The sequence below is a fragment of the Pseudomonas sp. CC11G genome, assembly GCF_056174845.1.
On the sequence record NZ_JBWBZC010000022.1, the window covers coordinates 42,442 to 64,246 of the forward strand.

13 protein-coding genes and 2 pseudogenes are annotated in these 21,805 nt (G+C 61.3%); 11 read left to right on the plus strand and 4 right to left on the minus strand.

What is annotated here, in order from left to right; translation table 11 throughout:
- Positions 1-48 precede the first annotated feature (48 nt).
- Positions 49-1,392 carry an aminodeoxychorismate synthase component I gene (gene pabB / locus AC0V2S_RS21745; protein WP_475511539.1) on the minus strand — a complete coding sequence of 448 codons (1,344 nt, stop codon included), beginning with the start codon at positions 1,390-1,392 and terminating at the stop codon, positions 49-51.
- A 163-nt stretch (positions 1,393-1,555) separates the two neighbouring features.
- Here pabB and AC0V2S_RS21750 point away from each other — a divergent pair.
- From AC0V2S_RS21750 to AC0V2S_RS21780, 7 genes and pseudogenes are all read left to right on the plus strand, one after another.
- A pseudogene (locus AC0V2S_RS21750) lies at positions 1,556-4,265 on the plus strand (winged helix-turn-helix domain-containing protein).
- Positions 4,262-6,992 (plus strand): annotated as a pseudogene (locus AC0V2S_RS21755) (helix-turn-helix transcriptional regulator). Before AC0V2S_RS21750 ends, AC0V2S_RS21755 begins: the two co-directional pseudogenes overlap by 4 nt.
- Before the next feature lie 256 nt (positions 6,993-7,248).
- Entirely contained in the window at positions 7,249-7,713 is a 465-nt protein-coding gene (locus AC0V2S_RS21760; RefSeq protein ID WP_475511540.1) for a DUF6160 family protein, read from the plus strand.
- Positions 7,714-7,827: 114 nt separating this feature from the next.
- Positions 7,828-8,589 (plus strand): C39 family peptidase, encoded by a 762-nt coding sequence (locus AC0V2S_RS21765; protein ID WP_475511541.1) that lies wholly within the window; start codon positions 7,828-7,830, stop codon positions 8,587-8,589.
- A gap of 72 nt (positions 8,590-8,661) precedes the next feature.
- A complete protein-coding gene (locus AC0V2S_RS21770; protein WP_475511542.1) occupies positions 8,662-9,663 on the plus strand; it encodes a transporter in 1,002 nt (333 codons plus the stop codon).
- 19 nt (positions 9,664-9,682) lie between these two features.
- Positions 9,683-11,293, plus strand: coding sequence for an outer membrane protein transport protein (locus tag AC0V2S_RS21775; protein ID WP_475511543.1), 1,611 nt, complete (start codon positions 9,683-9,685; stop codon positions 11,291-11,293).
- 9 nt (positions 11,294-11,302) lie between these two features.
- Positions 11,303-12,457 (plus strand): MalM family protein, encoded by a 1,155-nt coding sequence (locus tag AC0V2S_RS21780; RefSeq protein ID WP_475511544.1) that lies wholly within the window; start codon positions 11,303-11,305, stop codon positions 12,455-12,457.
- 213 nt (positions 12,458-12,670) lie between these two features.
- Here AC0V2S_RS21780 and AC0V2S_RS21785 read toward each other — a convergent pair whose 3' ends face one another.
- The 3 genes from AC0V2S_RS21785 to rloA all read right to left on the minus strand — a co-directional run bounded on the left by AC0V2S_RS21785 (position 12,671) and on the right by rloA (position 15,882).
- Complete coding sequence (locus tag AC0V2S_RS21785) at positions 12,671-13,657, minus strand: alpha-L-glutamate ligase-like protein (RefSeq protein WP_475511545.1); 987 nt, start codon at positions 13,655-13,657, stop codon at positions 12,671-12,673.
- 3 nt (positions 13,658-13,660) lie between these two features.
- Positions 13,661-15,187, minus strand: coding sequence for an osmotic stress tolerance membrane protein RloB (gene rloB, locus AC0V2S_RS21790; RefSeq protein WP_475511546.1), 1,527 nt, complete (start codon positions 15,185-15,187; stop codon positions 13,661-13,663).
- Between the two features lie 143 nt (positions 15,188-15,330).
- The gene (rloA, locus tag AC0V2S_RS21795) at positions 15,331-15,882 is read right to left on the minus strand and encodes a retropepsin-like aspartic peptidase RloA (RefSeq protein WP_475511547.1); all 552 of its coding nucleotides are present in this window, start codon (positions 15,880-15,882) and stop codon (positions 15,331-15,333) included.
- A 415-nt stretch (positions 15,883-16,297) separates the two neighbouring features.
- On the opposite strand from rloA, the gene AC0V2S_RS21800 reads away from it, so the two are divergent.
- From AC0V2S_RS21800 to acnD, 4 genes are all read left to right on the plus strand, one after another.
- Positions 16,298-17,029, plus strand: a complete 732-nt coding sequence (locus AC0V2S_RS21800; RefSeq protein WP_475511548.1) for a GntR family transcriptional regulator — start codon at positions 16,298-16,300, stop codon at positions 17,027-17,029.
- Positions 17,026-17,910 (plus strand): methylisocitrate lyase, encoded by an 885-nt coding sequence (gene prpB, locus AC0V2S_RS21805; protein ID WP_108096703.1) that lies wholly within the window; start codon positions 17,026-17,028, stop codon positions 17,908-17,910. Before AC0V2S_RS21800 ends, prpB begins: the two co-directional genes overlap by 4 nt.
- 84 nt (positions 17,911-17,994) lie before the next feature.
- Positions 17,995-19,158 (plus strand): bifunctional 2-methylcitrate synthase/citrate synthase, encoded by a 1,164-nt coding sequence (prpC, locus tag AC0V2S_RS21810; protein WP_475511549.1) that lies wholly within the window; start codon positions 17,995-17,997, stop codon positions 19,156-19,158.
- A gap of 13 nt (positions 19,159-19,171) precedes the next feature.
- Complete coding sequence (gene acnD, locus AC0V2S_RS21815) at positions 19,172-21,781, plus strand: Fe/S-dependent 2-methylisocitrate dehydratase AcnD (RefSeq protein ID WP_475511573.1); 2,610 nt, start codon at positions 19,172-19,174, stop codon at positions 21,779-21,781.
- The last annotated feature ends 24 nt before the right edge of the window (positions 21,782-21,805 follow it).

A 21,805-nucleotide genomic window follows, 5' to 3' on the forward strand; every position in this document is an offset into this window, starting at 1 on the left:
ATCAAAAGCATCGAGGCTGAAGCCTCTCCCACACCGTTTTGAGTTGGATCACAGCCCTTCCAGCGTCTGCAATAACACCCGCACCTTGGTGATCGACTCGTTGTACTCCGACCGCCATTCCGAATCCGCCACAATCCCGCCGCCGCCCCAGCAACTGACCTGACCGTCCTTGATCAGCAGGCTGCGAATGGCGATCGAGCTGTCCATTTCCCCGCGAACGTCCACATACAGCAGCGAGCCGCAGTAAAGCGCCCGTTGGGTGGGTTCGAGCTCGTCGATAATTTGCATGGCGCGAATCTTTGGCGCGCCGGTAATCGAGCCGCCGGGAAAACTGTTGGCCAATACGTCCAGAGCGTCTTTGCCGGGGGCCAAGGTGCCGGTCACGCTGCTGACCAGGTGGTGTACGTTGGGGTAGCTCTCCAGCACGAACAATTCCGGCACCCGCACCGAGCCGGTGGCGCAGCTGCGGCCGAGGTCGTTGCGCAGCAGGTCGACGATCATCAGGTTTTCGGCGCGGTCTTTTTCGCTGGTCAGCAGTTCGTTGGCCAGCGAGCGGTCTTCCACCGACGTCTTCCCGCGTGGGCGGGTGCCTTTGATCGGGCGGGTTTCCACCTGGCCCTGATGCACGCGCACAAAGCGCTCCGGCGACAGACTGAGCACGGCCTCACCGTCGCCCAAGGTTTGATAGCCGGCAAACGGCGTCGGGCAGGCGTGGCGCAGGGCTTTATAGGCGGTCCACGGGTCGCCCTGGCACGGCGCACGGAAGCGTTGGGCGAAGTTCACCTGGTAGCAATCGCCGGCCTGGATATACCCCTGAATGCGCTCGAACGCCTGGCGGTACTGGGCTTCGCTGAAGTCGGCGGCAAAGTCTTGTAGCAGGCTGAAGGGCGCCGCGCTATCGGGCACGCTGGTTTCAAACAGGGTGATCAAACGCTGGCGTTCGGCATCGGGCAACGCCGGGTGAAACAGCAGCTGGCTGGTGCCCAACTGGTGATCGCTGATCAGCGCCCAGGCATATAAACCCAACTGCGCATCCGGCAAGTGCAGGTCATTCACGGCCTGAATCGGCAAGCGTTCCAGGCGACGGCCGAAATCGTAGCTCAGGTAACCCATCAACCCACCGGCAAACGGCAGTTCGCAATCGTCCGGAACCTCGGCCGGGCCCAGCTGGGCCAAGGCCGCGCGCAGGCGCTGCACAAAGTCGTTGGCCGATTCGTCAGCAGCCGGCGCCAGCGCTGCCAATGGCCAGGCGCTCATAAGGTCATAGCGTGCACGCTGGGACATAGGCCGACCGCCGTCGAGCAGCACCGCGCCCGGCGCCTTTCGGATACTCGAAAAGTACTCGGCAGGGTCTTCGCGGTACGGCAACGGGTGGAGCAAACAAGTAGGCATGGGCAGGGTCGGGCGGGCGCGGGCGCCGATTGTAGAGCCCCGCCAGCATTCATCCTAGAGCGAGTGAGTGGGTTTACTCGGAGATAGCGAGCTGATTAGTATGAACAGATCCCAAGGGTACGAAATTTCTTATCAGAATAATAATTTTCAAGGGATCCAGGTCATGGATGAAGTGCGAGATCCAGCCGCCGGCAGCCTGTTGCGCTCCAAGTTGCGGCCTCCGCAAGTACCTGCCGACTATATGCCGCGTCCACATGTGCAAGCCGCTCTGGCTGCCAACCCACATGCCCGGCTGATTGTGCTGTCGGCGCCCGCCGGCTTTGGCAAATCCACCGCCTTGGCTGCCATGGCCCAGGCTTATGCCGCTGCCGGTAACGCCGTAGCGTGGTTTTCCCTGAGCCCGGAAGACGACGACCCGTCGCGGTTTTTCCAACAACTTATCGAAGCCCTGCGCGCCGCCATTCCCGGTCTTGGCGATGACGCCCTCGGCTACCTGCAAAACACCATGCGCGTGCCCGCTGCGGCTTTGATGGAAAGCCTGCTGGCTGACCTCGCCCAGCGCGAACAGCCGCTGCTGCTGGTGCTCGATGACCTGCACCTGGTGCAAGACGCCGAATTGCTCGCCAGCCTCAACCGCCTCGTCAAACTGGCCCCGGCCGGCTTTGTGCTGGCCATCGGCAGCCGGTCCACGCCGACCCTCAATCTCGCCACCTGGCGCGCCAAGGAAGTGCTGCTGGAAATCGGCGCGCCTGAGCTGCGCATGAGCAAGGACGAAACCCGCGAATACCTCGACCGCGGCGGCCTGCACCTGGACGAAGTGGCCCTCAACGCCCTGCATGGCCACACCGAAGGCTGGGTAGTGGGCGTGCACCTGGCGAGCCTGTGGTTGCGCCATCAGCCGCAAGCTTCGGAACAGATGGCCGAGATGGGCGGCGACCAGGTGGCCGTCGGCGACTACCTGCTGCGCAGCGTATTCGAGCAGTTGTCGGCCGACATGCAGGAAGCGCTGCTGGCCCTGGGTGTGGCCACGCAATTGAGCGGCGACCTGGCCAACGCCCTTACCGGCCGCCAGGACGGCCAGCAACTGCTGGAAAAACTCGAAGCCATGCAGCTGTTTCTGCTGCCGCTGGACCGCGAGCGCCAGTGGTACCGCTTCCATAATCTGTTTGCCGACTTCCTCCGCTCGCGCCTGAAAGAGCGCGACCCCGACCGCCTCAGCCAACTGCACTTCAACGCCAGCCTGTGGTTTACCAACCACCATATGCAGAACCTGGCCATCGAACACGCGTGCCTGGCCGACGATCCGCAGATGCTCGCCGCGCTGGTGGACGGCTGCGGCCTGGAACTGATCAACCGCGGCCAGCTCAACCTGATTTATCGCTGGCGCCAGCGCGTGCCCGACGACATTGCCGAGCGTTTTCCGGTGCTGGTGCTGGCCGATGTGTGGAGCCGCGCCGCCGAGCTGTCGCTGCCTGAAGCCAACGGCATGCTCGACGAGCTGCTGGCGCGCTGGGGCAAGAACAAGTCCGAAGGGCCGCTGAGCGACAAGGTGCTGGCGATTCTGGCCATCAAGGCCGTGCTGGCCTTGCAGAAAGACGACCTCGACGCCTGCGTGGCCCTGGCCCGCAAAGTGGAAGCGCAGCTGGGCCAACACACCGCGTTCCTCGAAGTGGCGATGTTGATCATCGGCGCTCTGGCCCTGGTGATGCTTGCTCAACCCGAGCAGGCCCGGCGTCTGCTGGCGTTGGCGCAGCAGCGCAAACATTTCCTCGAAGGCCGCTACCTGGATATGCAACTGGCCAACGTGGAAATTCTCCTGTGCCTGGAACAAGGCCAGGTGAAGCAGGCGCAGCTGTTGTTCGATCAACTGCGCGCGCGGCTGATTCCCTGGTTCGGCGAAAAGTCCCGGGCGCTGGCGCTGCCGACCATTACCGAATCCTTGATTGCCTACCAGCAAGGGCGCTTTGCCGCGCTGGAAGAAAACCTGGGTTGGGCGATGGCCACCGTGGATGTCATCAACCCCATCGACCTTTACGCCCAGGGCATGCTCAGCCTGGCGCGCACCCAGCGTATTCAAGAAAAACCCAAAGACGCCCTGGCCACCCTGGTGCTGATGCAGAACCTGGCGGCGCGCAATCACTCCTGGCGCTTCTACGCCCAGGCGGCCGGCGATGAAATTGCCCTGATTCTGCAAGAGCCGGCCACCGACCGGATCAAGCGCGCCGAAGCGCGGTTCCAGAGTGTCGACTGGCCCAAGCTGGCCAGCCATTACAAAGGCATGAGTTTTAACCCGGTGCTGTGGGTGCAAGGCCTGACCCGCATCCGTCTGCAGCAGGCCCGCGCCCATTTCAGTGAAGCGCTGCACGAGATCACCCAACTGCGCGGCCAGCTGCAAACCGGTTGGCACGGCCTGCAACGCTTGCGCCTGGACCTGCTCTCGGCGCTCAGCTATCAGCGTCTGGGCTATCAGGAACGGGCGCAGTCGCTGCTGGTGCAGTGCCTGATCAGCGCCGAGCGCGAAGGCGTGCGCAGCCTGTTTATCGAGGAAGGCGAGGGCATTCGTTTGCTGCTGCAAAACCTTGAAGCGGCCGAGCGCCAGCCGGCGTTGCAGAGTTTATCCGTGGGTTGCTGGCCGTATGGCCGGGGCAGGATGCGCGCAAGTCGCTGGAGGTGCTGGAAGAAGGCCTCACCGACCGCGAGCGCGACGTGGTGCTGTTGGCCGCCAAGGGCATGTCCAACGAAGAAATCGGCCAGCAGCTGGCCCTGGCGTTGGGCACGGTGAAATGGCACCTGCATAACATTTACGAGAAGCTCAAAGTGCGCAACCGGACCAAGCCATCCGCCGCGCCCGCGAGTTGGGGTTACTGCAATGACCACGCCGATCACCAGCTCGTTAGCGCACCTGCCGACCTTGCCCCTGCTGCGCACCAAACTGTTTCCCGCCGATGCAGGCGGGCGTCCGCAACTGCTGCGCCAGGCGCTGATCGAGCGGCTGTATGCCTCCCGCTCGCAGCGGCTGGTTATTCTCAGCGCGCCGGCCGGCTTCGGCAAAAGCACCGTGCTGGCGCAATACCGCCAGCGGTTGTTGTCGACCAATGCCCGAGTGGCCTGGCTGTCGTGCGATGAAGCCGACAGCGAGCCGCAGCGTCTGCTGCAGTACCTGGTGGCTGCCATCAATGCCGTGGCGCGGGCTTTGGCAGCAACACTGCCGGCCTGCTGCAGGGCGACGTGAGCTGGCCGCAGGAGGCGCTGATCGACGCGTTTCTGTCCGACCTCAAACGCCTGGAAGGCGACGTGTACATCATGCTCGACGACTTCCATCGCATTCGCCACGCGGCCATGGGCCCGGCGGTGCGGTATTTGATCGAACACCTGCCGACCACCGTGCACCTCTTGGCCAGTACCCGCTACCAAGCGCAATTACTGGTGGAAGAGCCGTCGCTGAAACCCTGGACGCTGTGGCTGAAAGCCGAAGACCTGCGCCTGAGTTTTGACGAGACGGCGGCTTACTTCCGCGAAGTGAAACAGCTGGTGCTCAGCCGCGACGAACTGACCGTGCTGCAAAACCGCACCGAAGGCTGGATTACCGCACTGCACCTGGCGCCCTGGCTTTGGCGCGTCACCCGGACCGCGCGGCGTTTCTTGCCGGGCTGTCTGGCACCGAACGCAATATCGCCGACTACCTGGCCGAAGATGTGGTCGCCAGCCTGCCGGACAGCTTGCAGCTGTTTCTCGACCAGACCTCGGTGCTCGACGAATTCAACGCCGAGCTGTGCAACGCCCTGACCGGGCGTAGTGACGGCCTGGAGATGCTGGCGCGGTTGCAGACCGAACAGCTCTTTATCATTCCTCTGGACGAGCAGGGCGAGTGGTGCCGCTATCACCACCTGTTTGCCGAATTCCTTCAGGGCCGTCTGGCCAAGCATGGCGACCCCACCACCTTGCTGCATTCGGCCGCACGCTGGTGTGAAAGCCATGACATGCCCGACCGCTCCATCAAGTACGCGCTGCGCGCCCGCGACTACACGTTTGCCGCCGAACTGCTGGAGCGCCAGGGCGCCAAGCTGATCGCCAGCAACCGCGTGTACGGCATCCTGGCCATCCTGAAAAGCGTACCCACCGATGTGATTCGCGAGCACCCGGTGTTCCAGATTTTCTATGCGTGGCAGTTGGCGTTCGAGCAGAAGTTTGCCGACGCCGAGGCGCTTATTGAGGAAGTCAGCACCCGCCTGCTGCAAGGGCGCGGGCAAACCCTGCATTTTGCGCTGGTGGAATTGCTGGCCGCCGCCCAGGTGCTCAAGGCGTTGGTGCTGCTCTACCAGGACAAACTCGAAGCCTGCCTGAAAGTGGCCAAACACTGGCTGGGCATGGCGCCGGATAACCAGCCGGTGTTTCGCGTCAGTCTGTCCTGCGTGCAGGCGGCGGCGTACGCGTTGCTCGGCGAGTTTGGCGAGGCGGCGAAATCCATCGCCATGGCCCGCGACAACCTGCGCCAGACCGAAAGTGAATACCTGCACGCCATGACCAGCCTGATCGAGTCGCTGATCTGCAAGGAAAGCGGCGAGCTGGAGCGCGGCCGTGAGTTGGCTGAAGCTGCGCGCACGCGGGTGGAGCGGGTGTTTGGCCGGCGTAGCCGGGTGGGCGGGCCGCTGGCTCTGGCCTATGCCGACCTGCTGTACGAGCAGGACCGCCACGCCGCCATCCTCGCCGAACTACCGCTGGCCACCACCTGGCGCGATGTGGCCACGCCCACCGAACTGATCAGCCGCGGCAAATTGGTGATGGCCCGCGCGCGGTTCTTTGCCGGCGAAACCGAACAGGGGTTGGCTCAGCTGGATGAATGGCTGGGTGAGTTGCATGGCGCCGGGTACGAGCGGGTGTTTGCCCTGGGTATGAGCTGCAAAGTGCAGTTTTTGCTGTGGCTGCAACGGCCCAATGAGGCCGAACGCATCTGCCTGCAAATGCAGCAGCACCTGGCGGTATTGCCGGCCGGGCGTTACCTGGATGCGGAAACCGCGCTGGCTTTGTCCGAGGGCCGGTTGGCCCTGTGCGAGCGGCGCGCCGACAAAGCGCAAACCGCTCTGGAAAGCTGCCTGGCCAAACAGACCGCTGAGCACCAACGGGACCGGCGTCTGCGGCTGTCGCTGTTACTTTCTGTGGCGTACTGGCGCAAAGGTAACAGCGAAAAAGCCTTCGCTTTGCTGCAGCCCACCCTCGAAGACGCATGGAACAGCGGCTACCGGCGCCTGTTCCTGGACGACGCCTTGTGGCTGCTGCCGCTCTACGACGCCTGGCGCGCCGCCGAGCCAAAACGTGCGGCGCCCTGGCAGGGGCTGGCCGAAGTGCTGCGCGAGCAGTGCCGGCGCCTGAGCGTCGACCCGGAAAGTTTCAATGAAAATCAGGATGTTAGTCACCGCGAGCGGGAAATTCTGCGCTTCGTGGCGGCCGGCCTTTCCAACCGCGACATTGCCCAGGCGGTGCATTTGTCGGAGGCCACTATCAAGTGGCATCTGCATAACCTGTTCAATAAGTTGGGCGTGCGCAGCCGCACTCAAGCGGTGCTCAAAGGCAAGAGCATGGGGCTCTTGAGCGAAGCTTGAGTCAGGGCGTGTGGGGCAATGTGCTACTGCGGATACAAAGTGCCGTTTGCTCCATCCCTTGGATGGGCTGGCAGCCGCTTCGTTGGTCAGTAGCTTTATCACAGGGCGCGGAGCATCACGCTTCACGAATCCAGGTCTGTCGTCACCAGGAAGGGCGCGACAGGCATGGGGATCGGCGCAAGTCGATCCAGTTGCCAGTAACAGGAGTGGCTGGCAACACCCGGGATACCCACCTGTGATCTTGGAGATAAAAACAATGAAAAGCTTCAAACAACTCGCTCTTGCTGCAGCTGTACTCGCTGCACCGTTCATGGCCCAAGCTGACCTGCGCGCAATGGATGATTCCGCGCTGTCGAGCGTAACCGGCCAAGACGGGATCAGCATCTCCGGTAACTTCGGCGGTAGCGTCGGTAACGTGAAGTACTCCGACAACGACACCGGCGGCGGTAGCTTGAACATTACCAACGTAGGTTTCACCGGCTTCACCATCTCTGATGCGGCCCCTCTGAAAATCGACGTGGTTACCACCTCCATCGGCGGTACCGATACTCAGCAACTGGCCATCAGCCTGCCCAACATGACCGGTACCGTGTCGGTTGGCGGCATCTACGTTGGCGGCACCTACGCCAACGGCGCGACCACTGGTGCTGCCAGCATCGGTTCGCTGGCGATCTCCGATATCAACATGGCGGGCACCACCGTCAAGGTATGGGGACACTGAGTTAGCAACACCCCTTGCTAACCCGAAGCCTTATCGGTTCGTGCCGGTAAGGCTTTTTCTCAGCCAGCGTTACGCACTACCTACCTAATAAGAGTCGCTACATCAGGGCCAACCATGATCGAAATCCTTATCGGCAGCCTGCTCGGCGTATTCGGATTCACCGAAGCGGTGGACACCAAACCGCCCGCCCAAGGCACCGTCAACCTCACCCAGCAACTGACGCCCGGCATGCCGATGCGTGAGTCGGTGACGTTGGAGCCGATGAGCCAACTGCAATTTCGCAACGTGATCCGTCAGGCCTACGACTACAGCTGTGGTTCGGCGGCGCTGACTTCCATGCTCGACTATTTCCTGGGGCGCGACCTGCAGGAGCGTCAGGTGATGGAGGGGCTGTTGCGCTATGGCGAGGCCGACAAGATTGTCGAGCGGCGGGGGTTTTCCCTGCTGGATATGAAGCGTTTCGTGGCCGCGCTTGGCTACAAGAGCGGTGGTTTTCGGGCTGCGTTTTCCGACCTCGATGAACTGGAGCACCCCGCCTTGGTGCCCATCGAGTACGCCGGTTTCAAGCACTTTGTGGTGGTGCGTGATGTGTACAACGAGCACGTTTTCGTCGCCGATCCGGCGCTGGGCAACATCAGTTTTACCCGCGCGCGCTTTGAAGAAATCTGGGACCAGAACGTGTTGTTCGTGATTTACCCCAGCGGCCAGGAACCGAAGAACGCCATGGCCCTGACCGAGAAAGACCTGCGTCTGGTGGACGACCGCACCGTAAGCCTGCTGGCGTTTCGCGAGTTTCCACAGATCACCAAATTCACCACGAACCAGGCCGACGAGCTGGGTTCGGGCGGCGATATCAAGTACATCCGCCGCAAGTAAGCACACAGAAAACACCAACACGTACGGCAAGACCTGCCCGGCATAACAAGAAAATAACTGGGGATTGGCGTCATGGGGATTAAGGGATTGGCCTGCGTGGCCATGCTGACGCTCGCGGTGAGCGTGCCTGCCTGGAGCGAGGAGCCCTCGGTAGACGATGCCCGCGAAGCCTTGAGCAAAAAAGACGACGATGCCGACAGCTCCAAGGCGTTGGCCGAAGTGTTCCAGGCCGCCGAAAAAAGCTACACCTTGCTCAAGCAAGGCGAACGCACACTGACCTACGGCTTCGACTATTCGCTGCTGCGCGACACCCAGATCACCACGTACCGCACCGGCAACAACGTCTACAGCGTGATTGGCGAGAGCGAAGCGCAACACACCTTCACCAACTCGTTCACCTTCGACTACGGCGTGTGGGACAACCTGACCTTCAGCATGCGCATTCCGCTGGTGGCCAAGTACGACACCGAGCGTGACCTCAACGTGTACAGCCTGGGCGATCTGTCGGCCAGCCTGCGTTGGCAGCCGTGGGCCTCGCACCGCGGCAAGCCAGTCACCACCTTGTACGGCACCCTCGGTTTGCCGACCGGCACCAGCCCTTACGAAATCAATCCGGAACACGACCTGTCCACCGGCAACGGCTTTTACAGCATCGGCGGCGGGGTGAACGTGTCGTATGTGATCGACCCGGTCGTGCTGTTCGGTTCGGTGGGGTACACCTACAACGTGCCGGCCAACGTCGACCAGGAACGCGGCGGCCGCCACCTGGAAAAAGTCGACCCGGGCTCGAGCATGTCGATGAGCATGGGCTTTGCGTATGCGCTGTCGTATGACGTGTCGCTGTCCACCTCGTACCAGATGTCGCAAACCTTCAAACCGACCTACACCTTCTCGGACACCACGCTGGAGGGCAACGAGCAGACCAGTGCGCTGATGAACTTCTCCCTGGGGCTGCGCACCTCGCCCAATTACATCGTCAACATCAATGCCGGGTTCGGCATGACGGAAGACTCTCCCGACGTTTTGTTGGGGGTGTCGATGCCATTGGATATTCAAGGCCTGAAGGCCCAATAACCTAAGAGCGAAGACCGTCATGACGACACGACTATCGCCGCAGGTATGGGCGATTTCAGGGATCTGCTGGCTTGCTGCCGGGGTTTATGCCGGAACCGCGCAGGCCCAACTCGCCAACGATTTGACCATCGGCAACCCCAAAGCCATGGCGATGGGCAATGCCGTGACCGCCGATTCCACTGGTATCGACGCCGTGCACTACAACCCGGCGGCGCTCACCAAACTCAAAGGCCGGCAAACGACCATCAAGCTGCTGAGCGGGGTGATGGATATTCGCGCCAAGTTCAAGTCCGGCCCCAACTATGGCGATAACGCCATGGGCTACGACGATGACCCGGTCAAAGACAGCAGCAGCCGCACCCTGACACCGGTGGTGTACCTGCCCGGCATGGGCGGCATGACCGAGCTGCCGGTATTGATGGCGCCGCTGGCCGGTGTGTCGATCAACCCGCCGGGTTCCAAATTCACCTTTGCCACCAATATCTACGCGCCGATGGCGCTGGGTTATTCGCGCGACTCCGACGACGACGCCGGCCGCTATCAAGGCCGTGAAGTGGCGCTGCAACGCATCACCTACTTTTCGCCCTCGGTCGGCTACCAGGCCAACGACACGTTGGCGCTGGGTTTGTCGGTCGGCTTTTCCCATCAGGCCATGGCGCTCAATCAGGACTTCCGTAACCCCGGCATGCTGACCGGCGTGGTGCGGATGTTGAACGAGGCGGTTTGCCAGGACGGCATCGGCGATATTCTCAGCCCGCTGATCAACGTGTGCGGCGCCAAGATCGGCCCCTACGACACCCTGGCCAATATGGACCTGGACCTGCAACAAAGCCTGTCGCCCACCTACAACTTGGGCATTTTGTGGGAGCCCACCGATTGGTTCGCCTGGGGCGCCACTTACCAGAGCGAGGCGCGTATGCACCTGCAGGGTAAGTACCGCATGGACTACACCAAGGAGTGGCAAGGCTTTTGGTCCGGTCTGCAAAGCTCGGTATTCGGCCAGGTACTCAGCCCGCTGTTCCCGTACGGCAACGTCAGTGAGGAGAGCGGCAACGCGTCGTTGAACATCGTGCTGCCAGACAACTTCAACACCGGCATCAAGCTGCGGCCGTTCGACAAATGGCAGTTCAACTTCGACGCCAAGTGGAGCGATTACAGCGACTGGAACAAGTTTGAAATCGAGTTCGACCGCGAGCTGGATTTGTTGCGCATCGCCAAGATTTTCGGCGGCGGCAATGCCACCGACCACTCGATCATTCTCGACCGTGGCTACCAGGACACCTGGAGCTTTGCCGTCGGCGCGCAATACGACGTGACCGACCGCCTGGCCCTGCGCGCCGGTTACGAATACCGTCCCTCGGCCATCCCCAAAGACAAGGCCGACGTGCTGGTGCCAATCGGCGATGCCAACCTCTACGGCCTGGGCTTCGGCTACCGCTGGGACAAAGACACCACGGTGGATTTCGGCTTCAACTACTTCGTGTCCAAGCAAAGCATTCCGGCTGGCACCAGTTGCAACGTGAACTGCACGGGCATCGATAACCTGGTGTACAACCCGTACGCCGACCTCGATATCAAAACCACGGTAAAGGCCTACATCATGGCCCTGACCTATACCACCACCTTCTGAGGCATGGATATGCAGCGCTTATTTCTGCTGACATTGCTGGTGCTCGGAGCGGGTGCCGAGGCGGCCCCCGGCAAATACCTGACCTGGGTCGATGACCAGGGGCGGGTGCACAACACGTTTGTGGACAGCCACTACAGCCAGCAACAGCGCGACGCCGCCAAGCGCATTGTGCAAAGCGACCAGGAGCGGATGAACCAGAACGCGACGCCGACCTGGCCCAGCGAGAAAAACAACGGCGAAAGCAAACGCCGCTATTTCACCTGGGTGGATGCCAGCGGCAACCTGCAGAACAGCTTCTACGCCGGCGCGCAGATGGCCGGTGCCAAGGCCGATAACCTGCTGGCCAACGGCGAACACTCCAGCGACTACATCGACTCGGATGTACTCGAAGGCCGCAACTATGCCCGTCCGGAAAACGGCGTGGCGTATTACACCTGGACCGATGAACAAGGCCGTATGCGCAACTCGCCAGTGCCGGGGCAGGACAGTGCGGTAAAAGGCGAGGCGCCCAGCTCGGTGCGCTACACCGAAGGCCGGCAGATCGAGTTCGGCAACAAGGGCGCGGTGCTGCCGGCGCTGGATGGGCAACCGTCGGCCGCCATGCAGGCGCTGCTGACCGGCAGCGCCGCGCGCGACAGCGAAGGCTTGTATCAGAACCTGGTGCAGCAATGCTGCGGGCAACTGGCCGATAGCGACTTCACCGAACTGTCCGGCGAAGAGCCGCGCTACGAAGAACTCAACCGCTACTCGCCGAGCTTCAACTTCCCCATGGGCAAGAGCTACTACGCGGCGATGAAACTGCCGGCGGCGGGGCGCACCTACGGGTTGCGGGTGCGCAGTTTTGCCAACAAGAAGGTGGTGTATCCATCCTTGCTATTCCTCGACGAAGCCAAACGCCCGACGCGGTTGGTGAGCGATGCGGTGTACCAGTTGCACGGCGAAACCTGGTATCGCTATGCGTTTATCGAAGGCACCGTGCCGGTGAAGGCGGCGGAAGGGGAGCGCTATGTGCTGCTGCTGACCACCGACGAGGACAAGCATTTGCAGACGCTGGATAACAAACCGTTCAAGCGGCCGTTAGAGGATTTGGCGGTGGACGAGGCGGGGATGCAGGCGCATGCGCATACGGATGAGGGTGGGTTTGAGTTGGCGATTGTGAAATAAATCACCGCCTTCGCGGGAACTACGGAGGTTTTTGCCTCTGTCACCGTCATTCCAGCGCAGGCTGGAATCCAGAATGTTGGATGGATAGGCGTTCTTCCGGCTCATTCTGGGTCCCAGCCTGCGCTGGGACGACGGAGGTTTTTGCCTCTATCACTGTCATTTCCCAGCCACAAAAAAGCCCGACGCGCGCCGGGCTTTTGCATAACGGCTGAATCAGATCTCAGCCTTGAGCACATTGCCGAAGAGACTCTGCGCAAACTTCACTCGCTCTTCCGCAGTCTCCACCACACCCTGCGCCGCCAACTCCTCAATCCGCGCTTCCACCGCATGCGCGCGGTGCGTCAGCCCGCAATCGTTGGCGATCTGAATGTTCAACCCCGGCCGGGCATTGAGCTCCAGAATCAGTGGCCCCTTCTCCTGATCCAGCACCATGTCCACGCCGATGTAACCCAGACCGCACAACTCGTAGCAACCGGCCGCCAGCTTCATAAAGCCGTCCCAGTTGGGCAGTTGCACGCCGTCTACCGCGTTGGTGGTGTCGGGGTGTTTGCTGATCTTGTTGTTCAGCCAGGTGCCGCGCAGCGTTACGCCGGTGGCCATGTCCACACCCACGCCAATGGCGCCCTGGTGCAGGTTGGCCTTGCCGCCGGATTGGCGCGTCGGCAACCGCAGCATGGCCATCACCGGGTAACCCATCAACACAATGATGCGGATATCCGGCACGCCTTCGTAGCTGATGCTTTTGAAGATCTGGTCCGGAGTTACCCGGTATTCAATCAGCGCGCGGTCGCGGTGGCCGCCCAGTGAATACAGGCCGGTGAGGATGCTGGAGATCTGATGCTCCAGTTCTTCATGGCTGACGATCTTGCCGGACACCGTGCGGTAGCGGTCTTCGAAGCGGTCGGCGATCACCAGAATGCCGTCGCCACCAGCGCCTTGCGCCGGCTTGATCACGAAGTCCGGACGGTCGCCGATGATTTGCGGCAGTTTGTCGATCTGCTTTTCGGTTTCGATGATGCCGTACATCTCCGGCACATGGATGCCGGCCAGAATCGCCCGCTCCTTGGTGATGATCTTGTCATCCACAATCGGGTACAGGTGCCGTTTGTTGTACTTGAGCACGTAGTCCGCGTTGCGCCGGTTGATGCCCATGATGCCTTTGGCTTCCAGGGCCTTCCACGTTTTGATCATGCCGAACATGGCTCAGTCCTTCAGAAAGGCTTTGAAGCGGAACAGCTCGGTCAGGCGATAGCCGCGATAACGACCCATGGCCAACATAAAGCCCACCAGAATCAGCAGCACAGCCGGGAAGGTGAAAATGAAGTAGTTGAGCTCTGGCACGGTCATCAGCAGGTGCGCCAGGGAAGCGGCGAACAGGGTGCCGATGGCCACTTTCATGGCATGGCCGCCGCCGCGTTCTTCCCAGGTGATCGACAGGCGTTCGATGGTCATGGTCAGAATCACCATCGGGAACAGCGCTACTGAAAGGCCGCGTTCCAGGCCCAGCTTATGGCTGAGCAGGCTGATGGTGGCGATCAACACCACCACGAAGGTGAGTACCACCGACAACCTCGGCAGCATCTGCAGCTTCAAGTGTTCGAGGTACGACCTGAGCGACAGGCCCAGTGCGGTAATGATGGTGAATAGCGCAATGCCATAGCCCAGCTGCATTTCGCGGAAGGCCAGGGCGATCAGCACCGGAGTGAAGGTACCCAGGGTTTGCAGGCCGATCAGGTTGCGCAGAATCAGAATGACCAGCACGCCGATCGGGATCATCACCATGATCATAAAGGTCTGCTGGGTTTGCAGCGGCAGGCCGTACAGCGAGTATTCGAGGAAGTCGGCGTCGGTGTTTTCGTCGGTCAGCTTGGCCAGGCGAATCGCGTTCATCTGGCTGTTGTTCAGGCTGAAGCGCACCTGCAGTTTCTTGCCGCCCTCGATGCTCACCAGGTTTTCATCACCGGTCCACCACACCAGGCGATCGGCCGGCAGGCCGGATTCGCCGGTTTCCGGGCTGAAGTACAGCCAGTCGGTGCCGTTGAAACTGCGCAGCCACAGCTCCGGGGTTTGCGGCTGATCAGCAACCAGGCGAATGGTGTGCACGCGCTCCATCGGCACGTGGGCGATGGACAGCAACAGCTCGATGGTTTTGGCTTTGTTCTGGGTCGACGGGTCGCCGGCCAACAGCAGTTTGACGTTGTCGTCGTTGAGGTTGTTGACCCGTTTGATGGTTTCACTGATGAAGGTTTCGATATCCGCCGAGTGTTGGCGAATCGGCGCCATCAGGGCTTCGGCGGCGATTTTCTCGGCGCCTTCAACCGCAATGCTGTCGCGGAAGATCGGGCCTTTGGCCTTGGGTTTTTCGCCGCTGTAACGCTTGGTGAGCACCAGGCGGTAGTAGAGGGTTTGATTGCCGCTGACCCGGCGGGCCGACCAGGTGACCTTACGGTTGCCGTCGACGCGGTTGATGCTCACGCCGTAGTTATTGGAGATAAAGCTCTCGTTGAGGCTTACATAGTCCTGGCTCAGCGGCGGCACGAACATCTGCACTTTTACCGGATTTTTCGGCGTGGCCACGAACTCGACCTTGGCGTCGATGTTCCACAGATCATCGGTTTCATCCTCGGTGATCGGGATGCCTACGACGAAAATCTGGTAAGCCGTAATCAGAATGCCCAAGGTCACCAGAATGGCGATCAGGACTTTCAGATGCAGGGTAAGAGAGCGCATGTCGGGAACCTGTCCATTAATCAGTCTTGTCAGTGTCGCTGTACCACAGGTCCCCAGGCAGGGTGCGGTGCAGGTAATGGCATTGCGGTGGAGCTCACGTTCTTGAAGCTATCTGTCGACAATGTGCCGGCCGGGTAGGCCGCTTAGCTGACAGGTTGTTTCTCGCTGTTTTCATCGGCCACGGCGCAACCGGGTTTGCCGGCGGCGTATTTGAGGCTGGGGTCAACCAGGGCGTCGAAGCGTTTCAGCGCTTCGGAACCAATCAAAAGTGGGTATTGGAAGGCGCTGCGATCGGTGAGGTTCACTTCGATGGTGCGCAGGGCTTTGCCCATGCACACCTGAAGCTCGATGACCGGGCGGGCGGTGTAGGTTTTCTCTTCGTCCGGGTCGTAATCACCGGCACGCCGTTTGATTTTGCTGATGCGCGCCAGCGGGCGCTCGATCGGGTGGGCGTGGGCATCGTCGATGGCCAGGTAGAAGCGCACCCAGGTTTCGCCATCGCGTTTGAAACGTTTGATATCGCGCGCACTCAACGACGCTGTCTTGGCGCCGGTGTCGAGCTTGGCGGCTACCTGCAGGTCGATGTCGGTGAGTTGGGCGTATTCATTAAGACCGTACACGCCCTTGTCCGCCGCCTGGCCAAGGGCCGGCAACAGAAAAAGAGATAACAGCAGGGCTAAGGGCTTGAGTGTCATAAGTCCTAAAACGGATCGTGGTAATTGCAGCGGGTCTCGTAGGTAGAGTCCCCGTATCAAGTCACTTAGTGTTAACAGCAAGGGCTTAGTTTCACCTAACGCCTGGCGAGTGAGTCTAGCAGCCCGCGCGGTGTGCTCCGCGGGCCCAGGCGCGGCGCATTCTATCATGCAGATTTTCTGCGGCGACAGGCGGTTACGTTGCTTTCTATGCTCGGGAAAGATCAACAGCATCGAGGCTAACCGGAGCGCCGGACCGGCCTCTCCCACAAGGGGCTGTTCTGTTGTAGGAGAGGCTTCGGCCTCGATTCCTGCAAAAGACGATCTAAAAATACTGTCGACAATGTCTACAGATTGTTTGACGAAAAGGTCTTTGAGGGGTAGTTTCCGTCGAAATATTTAGCGATGTGTCGACACTATGCAAGACGCCCTCGAATCCCCGGTTGATTCTCCTCTCGACTCAGAGACGCTCTCCGAGCACGTGTTCCGCCGTATCCAGGCGGCTATCGTGCAGGGCGATATCGCTCCGGGCAGCAAGATCTCCGAGCCGGAGCTGGCGCGCACCTACGGCATCAGCCGCGGCCCGCTGCGTGAGGCGATCCACCGTCTGGAAGGGCAGAAGCTGCTGGTGCGGGTTCCCCATGTGGGGGCGAGGGTGGTGTCGCTCAGCCATGCCGAGCTGATCGAACTCTACGAAATTCGCGAATCGCTGGAAGGCATGGCCTGTCGCCTGGCTGCCGAGCGCATGAGCCAGACCGAGATCGACGAGCTGCGCAACGTGCTCGAACTGCACGAGCGCGATGCGGCATTCCAGGCCGGCGTCGGCTACTACCAGCAGGAAGGCGACTTCGACTTCCACTACCGCATCATTCAAGGCAGCGGCAACAAAACCCTGGCGCAGATGCTCTGCGGCGAGCTGTACCAACTGGTGCGCATGTATCGCCTGCAGTTCTCCGCTACGCCGAACCGCCCACGGCATGCCTTTGCCGAACACCACCGCATTCTTGACGCGATTTCCGAACGGGATGGCGAACTGGCTGAGCTTTTGATGCGCCGCCATATCGCTGCCTCTAAACGCAACATTGAACGCCATTACACCGGCCAAGCCGGGCAGGCGGTTTCCAAATCCCCAACGAGAGGTGAAGCATGAGTTCGAACACCCCAGGCCAACGTTTCCGCGCTGCCATCGCTGCCGAGTCGCCGTTGCAGGTTATCGGCGCTATCAACGCCAACCACGCGCTGCTGGCCAAGCGTGCTGGCTACAAAGCTATTTATCTCTCGGGTGGCGGGGTGGCTGCCGGCTCCCTGGGCTTGCCGGACCTGGGCATCAACACCCTGGACGACGTGCTCACCGATGTGCGCCGCATCACCGACGTCTGCGACCTGCCGCTGCTGGTCGACATCGACACCGGTTTTGGTCCGAGCGCGTTCAACATTGAGCGCACCATCAAAAACCTGATCAAGGCCGGCGCTGCTGCCGCGCATATTGAAGACCAGGTAGGCGCCAAGCGTTGTGGCCACCGTCCGGGCAAAGAAATCGTCTCCACCGAAGAAATGGCCGACCGCGTAAAAGCCGCAGCAGACGCCAAGACGGACGCCGACTTCTTCCTCATCGCCCGCACCGATGCCATCCAGGCCGAAGGCGTAGACGCTGCAATTGAACGTTGCCTGCGTTACGTCGAGGCCGGCGCCGACGGCATCTTCGCCGAAGCCGCCTACGACCTGCCGACCTACAAGCGTTTTGTCGACGCCCTGGGCGTACCGGTACTGGCCAACATCACCGAGTTCGGCGCTACGCCGCTGTTTACCCGCGACGAGCTGGCTTCGGTCGGTGTCGCCATTCAGCTCTATCCGCTCTCGGCCTTCCGCGCGTCCAACAAGGCGGCGGAAAGTGTCTACACCTCGATTCGTCAGAACGGCCATCAGAAGGACGTCATCGAACTGATGCAAACCCGTGCTGAACTGTATGACCGCATCAACTATCACGCTTTCGAGCAGAAGCTCGACGCGTTGTTTGCTGCCAAGAAGTGATCGACCTCACGCCGCACGACTGAAGGTGCGGCGTGTAGCAACAGAACAAGAAATCCAACCGGATCAGATGAGGAGATACCCGCGATGAGCGCAACCCCAGAGACGACCACGCCGGGCTTCAAACCCAAAAAATCGGTAGCCCTGAGCGGCACCGCTGCTGGCAACACCGCCCTGTGCACCGTCGGCCGTACCGGTAACGACCTGCACTACCGTGGCTACGACGTACTCGACTTCGCCAACCGCTGCGACTTCGAAGAAATCGCCCACCTGCTGGTGCACGGCAAGCTGCCGAACGTGTCGGAGCTCGCCGCGTACAAGGCCAAGCTCAAAGCCCTGCGCGGGATTCCTGCCGCACTGAAAACCTCGCTGGAACAACTGCCGCCGTCGGCTCACCCGATGGATGTGATGCGTACCGCTGTGTCGGTATTGGGCTGCGTGTCGCCGGAAAAAGACGACCACAACCACCCCGGCGCCCGCGATATTGCCGACAAGCTGATGGCCTCCCTGGGCTCGGCCTTGCTGTACTGGTACCACTTCAGCCACAACGGCAAACGCATCGACGTGGAAACCGACGATGACTCCATCGGCGGCCATTTCCTGCACCTGCTGCACGGCGAAAAACCCCGTGAGTCGTGGGTGCGTGCCATGCACACCTCGCTCAATCTGTACGCCGAGCACGAGTTCAACGCCTCTACCTTTACCTCGCGCGTTATCGCCGGTACCGGTTCCGATATGCACTCGTGCATCGCCGGCGCCATTGGTGCGCTGCGCGGCCCGAAACACGGCGGCGCCAACGAAGTGGCCTTCGAGATCCAGAAGCGCTACGACAACCCGGACGAAGCCGAGGCTGACATCCGCGCCCGCGTCGAGAAGAAAGAAGTGGTGATTGGTTTCGGCCACCCGGTGTACACCGTGGCCGACCCGCGCAACAAGGTGATCAAGGACGTCGCTCGTGAGCTGTCTGCCGAGCAGAGCAACACCAAGATGTACGACATTGCCGAGCGCCTGGAAACCATCATGTGGGACATCAAGAAAATGTTCCCGAACCTCGATTGGTTCAGCGCCGTCAGCTACCACATGATGGGTGTGCCGACTGCCATGTTCACTCCGCTGTTCGTGATTGCCCGTACCTCTGGCTGGTCGTCCCACGTGATCGAACAACGTATCGACGGCAAAATCATTCGTCCGAGCGCCAACTACACAGGCCCTGAAGACCTGAAGTTCGTGCCGCTCAAGGATCGCCCATAACATGAGCATCCAGATGAACAGCCAATACCGTAAAAACCTGCCAGGCAGCGTGCTCGACTACTTCGACACCCGCGAAGCGGTCGATGCCATCGAGCCCGGCGCCTACGCCAAGCTGCCGTACACCTCCCGTGTGCTGGCCGAGCAACTGGTGCGCCGCTGCGACCCAGCGGTGCTTACCGATTCGCTCAAGCAGCTGATCGAGCGCAAGCGCGACCTGGACTTCCCTTGGTACCCGGCGCGCGTGGTGTGCCACGACATTCTCGGCCAGACCGCACTGGTGGACCTCGCCGGCCTGCGTGATGCCATTGCCGATATGGGCGGCGACCCGGCCAAGGTCAACCCGGTAGTGCCGACGCAATTGATCGTCGACCACTCGCTGGCCGTGGAATTCGCCGGCTTCGACCCGGACGCGTTCGAGAAGAACCGCGCCATCGAAGACCGTCGTAACGAAGACCGCTTCCACTTTATTGAGTGGACCAAGACCGCGTTCAAGAACGTCGACGTGATCCCGGCCGGCAACGGCATCATGCATCAGATCAACCTGGAGAAAATGAGCCCGGTGATCATGGCGCGTGACGGCGTGGCCTACCCGGACACCTGCGTCGGCACTGACAGCCACACCCCGCACGTGGATGCCCTGGGCGTCATCGCCATCGGCGTTGGCGGCCTGGAAGCGGAAACCGTGATGCTCGGCCGCGCTTCGATGATGCGTCTGCCGGATATCGTCGGCGTGGAGCTGACCGGTAAGCGTCAGCCCGGCATTACCGCGACCGATATCGTGTTGGCAATCACCGAGTTTCTGCGCAAGGAGCGCGTGGTGGGCGCTTACGTCGAGTTCTTCGGCGCAGGCGCAGACAGCCTGTCCATCGGCGACCGCGCAACCATCTCCAACATGTGCCCGGAATACGGCGCCACCGCTTCGATGTTCTACATCGACCAGCAAACCATCGACTACCTCAAGCTCACCGGCCGCGAGCCGGAGCAAGTGGCGTTGGTGGAGCAGTACGCCAAGCTCACCGGTCTGTGGGCCGATGCGTTGGTCACCGCCGAATACGAGCGCGTGCTGAGCTTTGATCTGTCGACCGTCGTGCGCAACATGGCCGGCCCGAGCAACCCGCATAAACGCCTGCCGACCTCGGCACTGCAAGAGCGCGGGATTGCCGGTGAAGCGATGTTGGCGGCGAGCAAGGTTGAAGAAGCCGACGGCCTGCTGCCCGATGGTGCGGTGATCATCGCGGCCATCACCAGTTGCACCAACACCTCCAACCCGCGCAACGTGGTTGCCGCTGGCTTGGTGGCGAAAAAGGCCAACGCCTTGGGCCTGGTACGCAAACCGTGGGTGAAAACCTCGTTTGCTCCGGGTTCGAAAGTGGCGAAGTTGTATCTGGAAGAGGCCGGCTTGCTGACCGAACTGGAACAGCTTGGTTTCGGCATCGTGGCGTATGCGTGCACCACCTGTAACGGGATGTCCGGCGCGCTGGACCCGGTGATTCAGCAAGAAATCATCGACCGCGATCTGTACGCCACCGCTGTGTTGTCGGGCAACCGCAACTTCGACGGCCGTATCCACCCCTACGCCAAGCAGGCCTTTCTGGCCTCGCCGCCGCTGGTGGTCGCCTACGCCATTGCCGGTACCGTGCGTTTCGATATCGAGCAGGACGTGCTGGGCCATGACCAGGCCGGCAATCCGATTACCCTCAAAGACCTGTGGCCGAGCGACGAAGAAATCGACGCCTTGGTAGCTACGTCGGTGAAGCCGGAGCAGTTCAAGCAGATCTACATTCCGATGTTCGACCTGGGCACCTTCGCCGAAGCGGAAAGCCCGCTGTACGACTGGCGCCCGCAGTCCACCTATATTCGCCGTCCGCCGTACTGGGAAGGTGCATTGGCCGGTGAACGTACCCTGACCGGCATGCGCCCGTTGGCGGTGCTGCCGGACAACATCACCACCGATCACCTGTCGCCCTCCAATGCCATTCTGTTGGACAGCGCCGCCGGTGAGTACCTGGCGAAAATGGGCCTGCCGGAAGAAGACTTCAACTCCTACGCCACCCACCGCGGCGACCACCTGACCGCGCAGCGCGCCACCTTCGCCAACCCGCAGCTGGTGAACGAAATGGCCGTGGTCGATGGCCAGGTGAAAAAGGGATCGCTGACGCGCCTGGAGCCGGAAGGCAAGGTGACGCGGATGTGGGAAGCCATCGAAACCTATATGGAGCGCAAGCAGCCGCTGATTATCGTGGCCGGCGCCGACTACGGTCAGGGCTCGTCCCGCGACTGGGCGGCCAAAGGTGTGCGCTTGGCGGGTGTGGAAGCGATTGCGGCTGAAGGCTTCGAGCGTATTCACCGCACCAACCTGGTGGGCATGGGCGTGTTGCCGCTGGAGTTCAAAGCCGGCACCAACCGCCTGACCCTGGGCCTGGACGGTACCGAGTTGTACGACGTGGTCGGCGAGCGTACCCCGCGCGCCACCCTGACGCTGGTGATCACCCGCAAGAACGGTGAACGCCTGGAAGTGCCGATGACCTGCCGGTTGGACACGGCCGAGGAAGTGTCGGTGTATGAGGCCGGCGGTGTGCTGCAGCGCTTTGCCAAGGACTTCCTGGAAGCGACGGTGGCGTGAGGTAAACGCAAGCTCCCTCTCCCT